General features: G+C 71.3%; 12 protein-coding genes and 1 riboswitch. Of the genes, 1 reads left to right on the top strand and 11 read right to left on the bottom strand.

What is annotated here, in order from left to right:
- Positions 1-48 precede the first annotated feature (48 nt).
- From GPA03_RS18485 to GPA03_RS18465, 5 genes are all read right to left on the bottom strand, one after another.
- Entirely contained in the window at positions 49-906 is an 858-nt protein-coding gene (locus tag GPA03_RS18485; RefSeq protein ID WP_156253521.1) for a VOC family protein, read from the bottom strand.
- A gap of 277 nt (positions 907-1,183) precedes the next feature.
- On the bottom strand, positions 1,184-2,794 hold the full coding sequence (locus tag GPA03_RS18480) for a hypothetical protein (protein WP_156253520.1): 1,611 nt from the start codon (positions 2,792-2,794) through the stop codon (positions 1,184-1,186).
- 61 nt (positions 2,795-2,855) lie between these two features.
- Positions 2,856-3,806, bottom strand: a complete 951-nt coding sequence (locus GPA03_RS18475) for an ABC transporter ATP-binding protein (protein ID WP_156253519.1) — start codon at positions 3,804-3,806, stop codon at positions 2,856-2,858.
- Between the two features lie 25 nt (positions 3,807-3,831).
- Entirely contained in the window at positions 3,832-5,586 is a 1,755-nt protein-coding gene (locus GPA03_RS18470; RefSeq protein ID WP_156253518.1) for an ABC transporter permease, read from the bottom strand.
- Positions 5,587-5,641: 55 nt separating this feature from the next.
- Positions 5,642-6,724 (bottom strand): thiamine ABC transporter substrate-binding protein, encoded by a 1,083-nt coding sequence (locus tag GPA03_RS18465; protein WP_156253517.1) that lies wholly within the window; start codon positions 6,722-6,724, stop codon positions 5,642-5,644.
- 55 nt (positions 6,725-6,779) lie between these two features.
- Positions 6,780-6,882: riboswitch (TPP riboswitch) on the bottom strand.
- Between the two features lie 65 nt (positions 6,883-6,947).
- Between GPA03_RS18465 and GPA03_RS18460 the strand changes: the two genes are divergently transcribed.
- On the top strand, positions 6,948-7,202 hold the full coding sequence (locus GPA03_RS18460; RefSeq protein ID WP_156253516.1) for a DUF4235 domain-containing protein: 255 nt from the start codon (positions 6,948-6,950) through the stop codon (positions 7,200-7,202).
- A gap of 63 nt (positions 7,203-7,265) precedes the next feature.
- Here the strand turns inward: GPA03_RS18460 and mnhG are convergent, their stop codons facing one another.
- The 6 genes from mnhG to GPA03_RS18430 form a co-directional block, all read right to left on the bottom strand.
- Positions 7,266-7,655: a monovalent cation/H(+) antiporter subunit G gene (mnhG, locus tag GPA03_RS18455; RefSeq protein WP_156253515.1), complete on the bottom strand. Its 390-nt coding sequence runs from the start codon at positions 7,653-7,655 to the stop codon at positions 7,266-7,268.
- Positions 7,656-7,698: 43 nt separating this feature from the next.
- A complete protein-coding gene (locus GPA03_RS18450) occupies positions 7,699-8,106 on the bottom strand; it encodes an MrpF/PhaF family protein (protein WP_156253514.1) in 408 nt (135 codons plus the stop codon).
- A gap of 64 nt (positions 8,107-8,170) precedes the next feature.
- Complete coding sequence (locus tag GPA03_RS18445; RefSeq protein WP_156253513.1) at positions 8,171-8,752, bottom strand: Na+/H+ antiporter subunit E; 582 nt, start codon at positions 8,750-8,752, stop codon at positions 8,171-8,173.
- A complete protein-coding gene (locus tag GPA03_RS18440; RefSeq protein WP_156253512.1) occupies positions 8,745-10,328 on the bottom strand; it encodes a Na+/H+ antiporter subunit D in 1,584 nt (527 codons plus the stop codon). The genes GPA03_RS18445 and GPA03_RS18440 overlap by 8 nt, the downstream gene beginning before the upstream one ends.
- Positions 10,325-10,837 carry a Na(+)/H(+) antiporter subunit C gene (locus tag GPA03_RS18435; protein ID WP_156253511.1) on the bottom strand — a complete coding sequence of 171 codons (513 nt, stop codon included), beginning with the start codon at positions 10,835-10,837 and terminating at the stop codon, positions 10,325-10,327. Before GPA03_RS18435 ends, GPA03_RS18440 begins: the two co-directional genes overlap by 4 nt.
- Entirely contained in the window at positions 10,834-13,806 is a 2,973-nt protein-coding gene (locus tag GPA03_RS18430; protein ID WP_156253510.1) for a Na+/H+ antiporter subunit A, read from the bottom strand. The genes GPA03_RS18435 and GPA03_RS18430 overlap by 4 nt, the downstream gene beginning before the upstream one ends.
- Positions 13,807-13,911 lie beyond the last annotated feature (105 nt).

Genomic DNA, 13,911 nt, shown 5'->3' with positions numbered 1-13,911 from the left:
TGCCATCCAGCGGGCAGGTCTGCGGCCGAATCGACATCGCGATGGGGCTCAGGCGGCCGCTGGGAAGACCTCGATCAGGGTCTTCCAGGGGTCGTCGAAGCGGAGCGTCTGACCGTCGTGGCGGGTCTCGACGCCGGCACCGCGGAGGCGAGAGCGGAGCGCGTCCACGTCGTCCGTCGTCGGGAGCTCGATGCTCACCTGGCCGAGGCCGAGGGAGGCGGCGCGGGGTCCGGCGCCCTGGCTGTTCCAGGTGTTCATCCCGATGTGGTGGTGGTAGCCGCCCGCGGCGACGAAGAGCGCCTGCGAGCCGTACCGCGCCATCACGTCGAAGCCCAGCACGCCGGAGTAGAACTGCTCGGCAAGCGCGATGTCGCCGACCTGCAGGTGGACGTGGCCGATGACGGCGCCGTCGGCCGCCGGTTGCGGCGCGTTCGGCAGGTGCGTCTGCAGGAACGCGTTCGGGTCCAGGAAGGCGGTCGCCATCTCGACGCTGCCATCGGCATGGCGCGTCCACTGCTCCCGGGGCCGGTCGACGTACAGCTCCACGCCGTTGCCCTCGGGGTCGTCGAAGTAGAAGGCCTGCGAGACCAGGTGGTCGGAGCTGCCGGTGAAGCTGCGGGGCGCGAACCGCGCCACGCTCGCCACCGCGCGCGCCAGGCTCGCCTCGTCACCGAAGAGGATCGCCGTGTGGAACAGCCCTGCCTCCCCGCGCTGGAACTCGGGCAGGTCCGAGCGCTGCACGAGCCGCATGATCTGCTCGCCGCCGCGGCCGAGCACCGCCTCGGGGCCGTCGTGGCGCAGGACGTCGAGCCCGACGCCGTCGGCGTAGTACGTCAGCACCGCATCGAGGTCGCGGACGAGCAGCTCGACGTCGCCCATCGAGGTGTCCTGTGCCAATCGATCCATGTTCGTGCCTCCTTGTCGCCGAGGGTCGCCCGGCATGGGTTGTAGTCAAGTTTTCAACTATCCTACCCGACGATATCGCTCCCGTCCATGGTCGCCGTTGCAGAACCCACCCAGCTGTCACTTGCGCAACGCCCCGCCCCGGTCCGCGTTGCACAACCCACGCAGCTGTCACTTGCGCAACGCCCCGCCCCGGTCCGCGTTGCACAACCCACCCAGCTGTCAGTTACGCAACGGCGCTACCCGTACGCGGCAGGCTCACCCGGACGTGCGCGCCGTGCTAGGAGGTCGCTGCGAGGGCCGCGCGGATCCGCCGCAACTCCTCGGGTGCGCCGAGCTGGCGTTCCCGGGCCAGCGCGATCTCACCCGCGAGCTCCGAGGACCGCTTCGCGATCTGCTCGTCGGCCTGCTCGAGGGCAGCGGCCGTGCGGCGCTGGGCCTCCGCGGTGTTGCGTCGCATCTCCCAGTAGCCGTAGCCCGCGAGCGCCCCGCCAGCCACGAGGAGCACGTACCAGCCCGGCGAGAACGCGACACCGAGGACGACTCCGAGCACCGCGAGCACGCCGCCGCCGACCAGCTTCCCGATGGCCCCGCCGTTGCTCGGGACCTGGTGCCTGACCCGGGCCACGACGTGCTCGCGCCAGCGGGCGTCGGTCGGGCCGAGCGAGGTCAGCTCGACCGTGACGCCGCCGGCGACCCGCAGCGTCGCCGCGTCCTGCTGCTGCTGCGCGGCAGCGTCGACCAGCCTGGCTCCGACCCGTTCGATCTGCTCCCGGAGCACCCGGACGGCCACACCGTGCGCGCCGGGGTCGGAGCCGTCGGCGAGATCGGCGCGCAACAGCTCCACGACGTCGAGCGACTCGTCGTCGAGCAGGCCGGGCGTCGCGATCGAGGTGTTGGCTCCGATCGCCGCGATCGCCTGGCGCAGCTCGATGATCCGCGCCACCAGCGGCTCCTCGGCAGGCGCACCGGCCGAGACCACCTGGGCGAGGAGGTCGGCGACACCCTCAGGGACCTCGTCGGCCGCCGTCGTCGAGCGCGCGCCCGCCAGCGCGGTCTCCACCCGCCCGCGCAGCGTCTCGAGCGCCTCGGCCGCTGCCTGCGGGGTGGAAGGCGCACGGACCCCGATGAGCTCGTCCACCACCAGGTCCTCGAGCGGCGTCGGCTCGTAGGCGGGCCCGCTCTGCACGGCGCGCACAAGCCGCAGCGGGTCGTTCGCCGGCTCGGGCCCCTCGTTGTGGGATCCCTGCCCCAACGCCCACCGGAGGGCGTGCACGAGCGAGTCGCGGGCGTCCTCACCCAGCCCGCCGTTCGCGACCGCCAGCCACAGCGAGCGCTGGTACCTGCTCACCTGCCTGCCGGCGGGCCACAGGGTGGCGAGGTCGTGGTCGGATACCGCAGTACGCCGCAGGATCGCGACCGCAGCGAGGAACTGCGCCGTGCGCACGGGGTCGCGCCGTCGTGCCTCGTCGGCGTGGCCACGCTCACCGTCGCTGTCGCCGCGCAGCCCCGCGTCCACCGACCGCACCGCGGGATGCAGCCAGTAGTCGGGCACGTCCGGAGGAACCTGCGGGCTCTGCTGCGACGCCACCCGACCGAGCGCCGGGATGCGTGCGAGCACGTCGCGGGCATACTGCCGCGTGGCGACGGCGTCCGAGAAGTTCTCCATCACGCCACGCAGGTCTTCGAGCTCGATCGAGGCGACGACGGCGTCCTCGAGCTTGCTCAGCCGGGTCTCCAGATCCTGCGACCGCCGTGCCTCCTCACGCAGCTGGCTCCGCAGCCGGCTCGAGGTTCTCGCCTGGCTCGCCTGCAGCGCGTCCAGGGCCTCCTGCTGCTTGCGGTCGTACCAGGTGCCGCCGCCGATCCACCAGTCGAAGTAGTCACCCATCCCGCGAGTCTGGCAGCGCCGCACGCCGGCAGCAGCCCCTGGCCATGGGGACCTCTCACACTCAGAGGCGGATCGCTCCGCTCTCGTCGATCACCAGCCCGACGGCGGCACCCGGCTGCGCAGGCAGCTCACCCGTGCGGGCTCGCACCCGCCCCCACCCCTGCACGTCGACCAGCACGAGTCGTTCACCTCGCGCGAACGTCAGCCCGGCGACCACGCCCTGGGCCGCGGTCTGCTCACCCGGGCGGGCCACCCGCAAGGCGCGCGGACCGAGCGCGAGCGCACCGCCGTCACCCGTCCCGATCACCCGGTACCCCAGGAACCTGGCTGCCTCGGCGTCCACGGGTGCGGCCCACAGCTCGTCGGGCGAACCGATCTGCACGATCCGACCCGCGCGCATGAGAGCGACACGGTGCGCGACCGTGAACGCCTCGTCGTGATCGTGCGTCACGTAGACCGCGGTGGTGCCGGTGGCCCGGAGGATCTCGGCGATCTCGACCGCCAACCGTTCCCGCAGCCCGCGGTCCAGGGCAGAGAGCGGCTCGTCGAGCAGCAGCAGCCGCGGCTGCGGTGCGAGCGCACGCGCCAGGGCGACCCGCTGCTGCTCGCCTCCCGACAACGTGCTGATCGGGCGCCGCTCGTAGCCGGACAGTCCGACGAGCTCAAGCAGCTCGCTCACCCGCGCACGATCCCGCCGCCGCGCCATCTGCAGCCCGAACGCCACGTTCCCGGCCACGTCGCGGTGCGGGAACAGCTGGCCGTCCTGGAACATCAGCCCGAAGCCGCGCCGGTGCACGGGCACGTCGGCGAGGTCCTGGCCGTCCCAGCTGACCCGCCCCTCGGCCAGCGGCTCGAGCCCCGCGACGGCGCGCAGCAACGATGACTTGCCGCACCCCGAGGGACCCAGCAGCGTCAGCACCTCGCCGGCGCCGACCTCCACCGTGACGTCCTCGACCGCCGCCGCGGCGCTCCCGGGGTACACGACGCTCACGCCCTCGATGCTCAGCACCATCTCTCCTCCCGCACCGCGCGCACGCTCACCACTCCGCCCCGATGCCGCGCGCGCTGCGCAGCCGCTCCGCGAGCGCCATGATGCTCGCCGTCAGCAGCGCCAGCACCACCGCGGCCGCGAGCGCCATCCCGTAGTTCTCCGCACCCGGCCGCCCCAGCAGCCTCACCACGACCACCGGCAGGGTGGGCTGGTCCGGGCGGGCGAGGAACGCCGTCGCCCCGAACTCCCCCAGCGACACCGCGAACGCGAAGCCGACGGCGAGCCCGAGCGATCGCACGAGGAACGGTCCGTCCACGTGCGCGAGCACCCGGCCGGGCGTCGCGCCCAGGACCGCAGCGGCCTCGCGCAGCCGCGGGTCGATCGCGCGCAGCACCGGCAGCACGGTCCGCACCACGAGGGGGATCGCCACCACCGCCTGCGCGATCGGGATCAGCAGCAGCGAGGACCGCAGGTCCAGCGGCGGCCGATTGAGCGTGATGAGGAACCCGAACCCGACCGTCACCGCCGACACCCCGAGCGGCAGCATGACGGCCGCGTCCAGCAGCCCGATCGCCCGCCGCGCCGTGCGGCTGCGCGGCCGCCGGGACACCACCAGCGCGACCAGCGTGCCGACGACCACCGCGATCACGGTCGCGTCCACGGCAGTACGCAGCGAGGTGCCGAGCGCCTCCCAGACCGTCACGCTCAGCGCGTTCGCGCCGCCCGTGGTGCCGAGGGCCACGTAGTTGCCGAACCCCCAGCCCTGCGGCGTCCGGAAGCTCGCCAGCAGGAGGTTGACCAGCGGGAGCGCGAGCAGCCCGATGCCGACGACGGCGGTCAGCGCCGCCGGCAGGATGTCGCCCCAGCCGCCCGCCCGGGTGGGCCGGAGCCGCAGCGGCCGTGGGCGTGCGGTGCTGCCGGTGAGGTGCAGCGCACGTTCGCGGCGGCCGCGCGTGTACCCGGAGACGCTCAGCGCGAGGACGATCACCACCAGCTGGGCGATCGAGAGCACGGCGGCGGCACGCAGGTCGAGGAACTGGGTGGTCTGGGTCCAGATCTCGGTCTCGATCGTGCCGTAGCGGCTGCCACCGAGGATGAGCACCACCCCGAAGGACGTGGCGCAGAACAGGAACACGATCGAGGCTGCCGAGGCGATCGCCGGGGTGAGCATCGGCAGCGTCACGGACGCGAAGGCTCGCCACGGCGAGGCGCCGAGCGCACGGGCGGCCTCCTCGGCGCGGGGGTCGAGCCGCTCCCACATGCCACCGACGGTACGCACCACGACCGAGTAGTTGAAGAACACCAGCGCCGCCACGATCGCCGCGAGGCTGCCGTCGAGCTCGAGGAACCCGAGCGGGCCCGAGCTCGCCAGCAATGCCCGGAACGCCACCCCGACCACGACCGTCGGCAGCACGAACGGCACCGTCACGAGCCCGCGCAGCAGCAGCCGCCCCCGGAAGGTGCACCGGTAGAGCACGTAGGCGCCCGGGATCCCGAGCAGCACCGCGACCAGGGTGCCGAGGCTCGCCTGCAGCAACGTCAGCCCCACGAAGCGCCAGGTCCGCGGCCGCCCGAGCACCTCCGCGAACCCGCTCAGGTCCAGCGCACCGTCGGTGACGAACCCCCGCGCCACGAGCGCCGCCGTCGGCCAGGCGAAGAACACCCCGAGGAAGGTGAGCGGCACCAGCACGGCAACGCCCCACCCGGCAATCCCGAGCGCGTGGCCCGTCGCACCCCGTGCCCGCGCCTTGCCACCTCCGCGCCCGTCGAGCAGGGGGTTCTGCACGCTATCGGCGTTCATACGCGGCAGGACCTCCTGTTCGGCGGGTGGGAGGAGGGAGAGTGAAGGGAGGCGGTCAGTCGATGACCGTCTCGGTCCAGGTCTGGATCCAGGCGTCGCGGCCGGCCGCGATCTCCTCCGGCGAGACGTCGAACGGGCTGGGCGACAGCGGGGCGAACTCGACCCAGGCAGCCGGCAGCTCGATCGTGTCGTCCACCGGGTACACGTACATGCTCTCGGGCAGTGCGGCCTGCACCTGCTCACCGACCATGAAGTCGATCCAGGCCTGCGCGCCCTCCGGGTTCTCGGCACCCTCGATCACGCCGGCGTACTCGACCTGCCGGAAGCACGTCTCGAGCAGCGACCCGGTCGGTGCCTGCGTCTCGCCCTCGCCGACCTCGAAGGCGGGCGAGGTCGAGTAGGACAGCACGATCGGGCGGTCCCCCTGCCCCTCGGAGCCGGAGAAGTCCACGTAGTAGGCGTCGGACCAGCCGCTGGTGACCTTGAGCCCGTTCTCCCGCATCCCGGCCCAGTACTGCGCGTAGCCGTCCTCGCCGAACGCGCCCACGGTCGCGGCGAGCATCGCCATTCCTGGCGAGGAGGTGGCCGGGTTGCTCACGACCGTGAGGTTCGCGTACTCCGGCTCCAGCAGGTCCTCGAACGTGGTGGGCTCGGCGATGCCGGCCTCGGCGAACCACTCGTGGTCCACGTTGAAGCAGACGTCACCGATATCGACCGGGGTCAGCGCGTCCGAGCCCGGCACCAGGTACTGCTCGGCGCTCGCCGGCAGCGCGGGCGAGGTGTAGGAGGCGAACACGTCCTCGGTCAGCGCTCGCGACGCGAACGTGTTGTCCACGCCGTACGCGACGTCACCCAGCGGTGCGTCCTTGGTGAGGATCAGCTGGTTGACGAGCGCCCCGCCATCACCGGGCGCGCTCTGCTCCACGGTGTAGCCGGTGTCGGTCTCGAACGCCGCGATCAGCTCCTCGGGCAGCGCGAACGAGTCGTGCGTGACCACCCGGACCACCCCGCCCTGCTGGCCCTCGCCCGAGGTGCCGCCGCCGGTGCCCGCTCCGCCGTCGGGCTCGCCCATCAGGGAGCAGCCGGCGAGCGCGACAACGGCGAGAATCGTGCCGGTGATCCTGAACTTTCTGGTCATTCCTGTTGGCCTCCTCAGGTGCCTGAGAAGGGGTGAAGCCATCCGCACGGATGACAACGAGAGTTGCTCGACTCCCTTCGCCGGTGCTAACCGGAGCAGGTTCGAGGGTCTGCGGCTCGCCGCACTCTCAGCGCTGGTGCGCTCCCCTGTCGTTGCCCACCAGCCTAGCCCCTCGCCGACTTGCCCGTAGGCTGGGGTCGACCGAGAGAACCTGGAGGCTCGCGTGAACCCGCAGAAGCTGATCGCTACCGTCGCCACCCTGGGCGCTGGGCTGGTCGCCACCAAGGCGATCTCGTTGGCCTGGAAGGGCATCACCGGGCACGAGCCACCGAAGGCCATCGACGACGACGGCGAGATCTCGATCGTCGAGGTCGTCGTGTTCGCCGCCGTGAGCGCGGCGGTCGCCGCCGTGGTGCGCGCCTACATCCAGCGCAGCACCTCCAAGTGGCTGAGCCCGGCGGACCTCACCAAGAGCTGATCTGCGAGCGCTGCTCGACGGCGCCCGGGCGCCCTGGTCCTGTCCTCCCGCGCGGGCCGCACCTCAGGACGTCGGCGGCTGGGTGTCGGCCTGCTGGACGCGCCGGAGGTCCTCGGTGAGCTCGTCGACCACGAGGTCCTCGTCGCGGACCTTGCCCGTGCGGTAGCCGGACCGCCCGACCATGTGCGCCGAGACGGGCGCGGTCATGAACTGGAACAGCACGACGATCAGCAGCTTCCAGGTGAGCTGGCTCGACCCCAACGAGGCAGCCAGGCCTGCCATCGTGAGGATCAGCCCGAGCACCTGCGGCTTGGTGGCCGCGTGCATGCGGGCGAGCAGGTCGGGGAAGCGCAGCGCACCGATCGCTGCTATCAGGTTGAGCGAGCATCCCAGGATGAAGCACACGGACGCCAGCCACTCGAGCGGGCTCATCGTCGGGGCCCTCGCAGACATGCTCGGAGGAACGGCGCGGAGGAGCGGACGACTGTGGGGTGGCTCATCTGGGGTCCTCGTCCTCGGGGTAGGCGCGGCGCATGGCGTCCTCGCGGCCGCCCACCCGGCGCTTGCTCTCCTTCGCGATGGCGGCGCGCATCCGGTCGTCGTGCGCACGCACCTCCTCGGGTGTGAGGATCCGGCCCTCGTCCTCCGGCTCGACGGCGACGAACCGCGCGAGCGTCACCGACCCGACGAAGCCCACGAGCGTGAGCACCACCAGCACGTTGACGAGGTCGGTGCGCCCGGTGGCCCCGCTCCAGAGCGCGAGCGCCGCGACCACCACGCTCACCAGCATGTCGAGGCCGATGGTGCGGTCGAGCATCGAGGGACCGCGCTCGATCCGGACGACGATCAGCAGAGCGGCCGCTGCGAGCATCAGGCCGCCGACCCAGAGCACGATCGGGCTCATCGCGGGGTCCTCGCAGACGTGTTCGGCGGAGCGGAGCGGGGGAGAAGATGTCCGTGGGGTGCTCTCATGACGTCACCTCCGTGCTGCGGCGACGGCGCAGCAGGCGCTTGCGCGGGGGAAGCCCGGCGGCCTCGATCGCCGCGTCGGTGGCGAACGCGTAGAGCACGCGCTTCTCGATCTCCAGGCTGTGCTCGCGGGCCCCGTCGATGCCACCGGAGTCGCTGACGTCGAACACGTGGATGTACAGGAGCCCCGCGAGGCGGTGCGCCTCGACCACGATCGAGCCCGGGACCAGCGAGCAGAGCTGGGCGGTCACGGTGAGGAACAGGTCGGACTGCGAGCGCAGCTGGACCCGGATCACCGCGCCACGCGGCGGTCTGCCCGGCGACAGGGCTTTCTTGGCGATCTGCACCGACGCCATGACCACGTCGCCGAGGAACCGCACCACGAGGTTGACGATGCCCGGCAGCCACGGGCGCCCCTCGAAGCCGGCCTTGGGCATCGGCATCGCCATCACGAGCAGGCAGCCGAGCACCAGCCCGGCGAGCACGTTCGCGACCGTGACATCGCCCCACAGCAGCACCCAGACGCCGGCGAGCCACAGCACCATCGGCCAGCGGTTCCAGAACCTCACGCGCTCAGCCATCGTCGTCCAGCTCCTCGGGACCGTCGCCGGTCGGCTCGTCGGTCGCTTCCTCGGCGGCCTCGTCGCTGGTGCCGTCGCCACGGTCACCCTTGACCAGCACCGAGGACAGGTACGGCGTGCGCGCCTGGAGGTCGCTGGCCGCGGACTCCGTGTAGCTGCTGAGCGGACCACCGACCACGGCGAACATCACACCGACAGCGGCCAGCGCGGCGGCGGGACCGAACATCGAGCGCGGGATCGAGGTGTCGGGCAGCGGCTCCGGCGGCTCCTGCCAGAACGCCTTGTTCCAGGCCTTGGCGATCGCGTAGAGCGTCAGCAGCGAGGTGAGCAGACCGGCCGCGACACCCGCGTACGCCACCGGGGTGCCGAGCTCGGCGCCGGCCTGCAGCAGCCCGACCTTGCCGAGGAACCCGGACATCGGCGGGATGCCGGCGAGGTTCATGGCGGGGACGAAGAACAGCACGGCGAGCGCAGGCGTGAGCCGCGCCAGCCCGCCGAGGTTCTCCAACGACGTGGTGCCGCCACGACGCTCGATCAGTCCCGCGACCAGGAACAGCGCGGTCTGCACGGTGATGTGGTGCGCCACGTAGAAGATCGAGGCGGCGAGCCCGGTCTCGTTGGCCAGCGAGACGCCGTAGATCATGTATCCGATGTGGCTGACCAGCGTGAAGGAGAGCAGACGTTTGAGGTCGTCCTGCGCGACGGCACCGACGATCCCCACCAGCATCGTGATGATCGAGGCGACCATGAGCACGTCGTTGACGGCGGTCTCGGGGAACATCAAGGTCTGGGTCCGCAGGATCGCGTACACACCGACCTTGGTGAGCAGGCCGGCGAACACGGCGGTGACTGGCGCGGGCGCCGTCGGGTAGGAGTCCGGCAGCCAGGCAGACAGCGGGAACACCGCTGCCTTGATGAGGAAGCCGAGCAGCAGCATCACCTGCAGCACCAGCACCATGCCGGGGTCGACGCCTGCGAGCCGCTCGGAGAGCTGGGCCATGTTGAGCGTGCCGGTGGCCGCGTAGACCAGCCCGATCGCCGTGAGGAACAGCACGGAGCTGAGGAGCGAGACCACCACGTAGATCGATCCGGCCCGGATCCGCTCACCCGTGCCACCGAGGGTCAGCAGCACGAAGCTCGCGCCCAGCAGGATCTCGAACCCGACGTACAGGTTGAACAGGTCACCGGTGAGGAACGCGTTGGCGACACCCGCGGCCAGCACCAGATAGGTCGGGTGGTAGATCGCGACGGGGGCGCCCTCGTTGCCATCGGCAAGACCTTGCGCCAGCGAGTACAGGAGCACGCAGAGCAGCACGATCGCCGAGACCAGCAGCATCAGCGCGGAGAGCCGGTCCGCGACGAGCGAGATCCCCACTGGGGCGCTCCACTCGCCGACGTTGACCACCTGCGGGCCGCGGTTGTGCGCGAAGAAGACCAGCCCTGCCGAGGTCAGCGCCACCAGCGTGATCGCGACGGCGGAGATGATCGCCTGGAGCCTGCTGCGACCGCCGAGCGCGAGCGTCAGGCCGGCGGCGACCAGCGGGATCACCACGGGGAGGGGCACGAGCCAGGTCATGAGCCCTCACTCCCTCTCGCAGGGGTCTCGACGGCGGTGCTCGGTTCGGGCTCCGAGGTCTCCTCGGTCTCGTCACGGGCCTCGGCTGCCTCGATGTCGAGGTCGACGGCGCCCTCGTCGGCGCGGTCCACGAACCCGGCCTTGGCGAGCCGGTCGGCCACGCGGCGGTCTTCGAGGTCGTCCTGCACCTCGTCATGACCGTGGAGCTGCCAGCTGCGGTAGGCCATGGCCAGCACGAAGGCGCTGAGACCGAGCGTGATGACGATCGCCGTGAGCACCATGGCCTGCGGAAGGGGGTCGGACATCTCCTCGGTCGGAGTGGTACCGACCAGCGGCGGCCCACCGGCACGGCCGCCCATCACCAGGTAGAGCACACTGACGCCGTTGCTGATGAGCAGGAACCCGACGATCACGCGCGACAGGCTGCGCTCGAGCAGCAGGTAGACGCCGCACCCGACGAGGACCCCGGCGGTCAGCACCAGCACCAGGGAGGGACTCATGTCGATCATGACGAACCCTCCCGGGTACGCGGGGCGCTGACGCCGACGGGGTGGACGTCGTCGGGCGTCTCCCGCGGGGAGTCGAAGGCGACCTCGGGCGCCGACGTGCCCGCCGCCTCTCCCTGCCTGTCGACCTCGGCGCCCAGGGTGCGCAGGAGGTCGAGAACCAGGCCGACGACCACGAGAAAGACGCCGATGTCGAACAGCAGGGTCGAGACGATCTTGATGTCGCCGAGGATGCCCCAGTGCAGCTCGACCACGACCGACTGCAGCACGGTGCCGCCGAACAGGATGGGCAGGAGCCCGCCACCGGCGGAGAGGAATAGACCGGTCCCCAGCAGCGCACCGGGGAGCACGGGCGCGGCCTCGCCGAGCTCGTAGCGACCACCCGCGAGATACCGGATGATGAGTCCGACGCCGGCCACCATGCCGGCCGCGAACCCGCCGCCAGGTGCGTTGTGGCCGCTGAACAGCAGGAAGACCGCGTACAGCAGCATCGTGTGGAACACGAGCCTCGTGGTGACTTCGAGGATGACCGAGCGACGACGCGGGGACAGGCTCTCGCCGCCCGAGAGCCACTGGCGTCCGCGACCACCCTGCGCCTGGAGCTTGCCGGTGCCGCGCAGCGGTGCCGCCGGGTCGGGGAGGTCCTCGGTCCACACGGACGCGGCATCGGCATCGCGGGCCCGCAGCACGGTGCCCGAGCGGGTGCGCAGGAAGATCAGTGAGGCGACGCCGGTGGCCGCGGCCAGCAGCACCGAGATCTCACCCATGGTGTCCCAGGCGCGGATGTCGACGAGTGTCACGTTGACCACGTTCTTGCCGTAGCCGAACGTGTACGCCTCGTCGGGGAACAGCACCCAGATCGGTTCGTCGACGCGGTAGCCGGGCGCGACCAGCGCCAGCGCCATCACCACGAGCGCCACCGCGACAGCGAGCACGATCCGCCACCACCGGTCGCCGGCGAGCGGGCGGTTCGAGTAGTAGGCGGGCAGGCGCCGCAGCACGAGCACGAACACCACGATCATCACGGTCTCGACCAGCGCCTGCGTGAGCGCGAGATCGGGGGCTCCGTGGATGGCGAACAGCATGACCACGCCGTAACCGGTGATGCCGACAAGGATCGCGGACTTGAGGCGACGGCGGGCGCGGGCGGTCAGCACCGCACCGATCGCGATCACTACCCCCACCACGACCTGGGCCGGGCTGTCCCACCACCGCCAGGAGCCGACCTCGACGCCGCCGGCGATCATCGCCGTCGTGGCCGAGACGACCAGCACCACGAGGATCACGCCGAGGTAGAGCGGCAGCGAACCACGCTGGGTGCGTGAGGTCACCACCACCGCGACCCGGTCGAGCCGGCGCATCGTGGACCGGTAGAACTCGTCCATGTCCGGGATGTTGGGGGCACGGTCCTGCGCCCGCTCGACCCGCTCGCGGGCGACGAAGAGCAGGAGTCCGGCGCCGATGATCACGACCGTCAGCAGCAGCGGCAGCTCGAACCCGGCCCACAGGGTCAGGTGACCGGGCTCGCCTGTGGGGTACGTCTCGGCGTAGCCACCCAGCAGGGTCTCGCCGGCGATCGGGAAGAGGCCGGCGAGCACACCGAGCACCGCGAGCACGTTCGGGGAGATGAACAGGCCCGCGGCCTCCTTGTCGACCTTGCGGTCCGCCACGTCCTTCTTGGTGCCGAAGGCCCCCCACAGGAACCGCGCGCCGTAGGCGAAGGTCAGCACCGAACCGACGACGACGATCACGAGCGTGACCATGGAGGCGGGGTCCTCGGCGTACAGGAGTGCCGCGAGCGCAGCCTCCTTGCCCACGTAACCAGCGGTGGGCGGGATGCCGACCATCGAGGCGGTCGCGAGGAGGGCGGGGATGAACGCCCACGGCAGGTTGCGCCGCAGCCCGGAGAGCTCGCGCAGGTCACGGGTGCCGGTGGCGGCGTCGACCACACCCACGGTGAGGAACAGCGCCGCCTTGAACATCGCGTGCGCCCCGACGAGTGCGATACCGGCGAGCGCGACGCCGCGATCGGGCTGGCCGACCAGCAGGATCAGGAAGCCGAGCTGGGAGACCGTGCCGAACGCGAGCACGAGCTTGAGGTCGTGCTGCCGCAGGGCGCGATAGCCGCCGATGATCATGGTGAGACCGGCGCTGACCAGGACGGTCCAGCGCCATGCGGGCACCTCCGCGTAGCCGGGCGCGAGGCGAGCGACCAGGTAGACGCCCGCCTTGACCATCGCGGCTGCGTGCAGGTAGGCCGAGACCGGTGTGGGAGCTGCCATGGCACCGGGGAGCCAGAAGTGGAACGGCACCAGCGCCGACTTGCTGAGCGCACCGACCAGCACGCAGATGAGCGCGACCGGCACCAGCGGGCCGGTCACCGGGTGGGCGACCAGCTCGCTCAGCGAGTACGAACCGCCGTCGATCTGCCCGAGGATGACGATGCCGGCGAGCATCGCGAGGCCGCCGAAGGTGGTGACGATGATCGCCTGCATCGCCGACCGGCGGGACCCCTTGCGGTCGAAGTAGTGGCCCACCAGCAGGTAGGAGAAGACCGTGGTCAGCTCCCAGAACACGTAGAGCACGAGCGTGTTGTCGGTGGTGACGAGCCCGAGCATCGCGCCCGCGAACCCGACGAACACCCCGGCGAACCGGCCCAGGTACTTGGCTCCGGTGGCGAAGTACCAGGCGCAGTAGAACAGCACGAACGTGCCGACGCCGCCGACGATGATCGTCATGAACCACGACAGCACGTCGAGGCGGAAGTCGAGGTTCATGCCGAGCGCAGGCATCCACTCGGTCGAGATCGTGGGGCCGTTGCCAGCGAGCACCGCCGGGGTCTGCACGACCGCCCAGATCGCGGTGGCGGCTGGCGCGGCCGCCAGCACCAGGAACCCCCGCCGCCCCATCTGCCGCATCACGGCGGGCGCGACAAGCGCCGCCACGATGTGCGCCAACAGAAGCTGCAGCACGTCCGCTCCGAACTGTGGGGGGTGGGCGTGAACAAGGGGAAGCCGGACGATCCTGCGCTGAACCCCGGGTGGGGCCTGAATGTCGTTGCCGCCGCGACCTGGGTC

Source organism: Pseudactinotalea terrae, assembly GCF_009733845.1.
GTDB lineage: Bacteria > Actinomycetota > Actinomycetes > Actinomycetales > Beutenbergiaceae > Pseudactinotalea > Pseudactinotalea terrae.
This window is presented reverse-complemented; position numbering and strand designations above follow the sequence as displayed.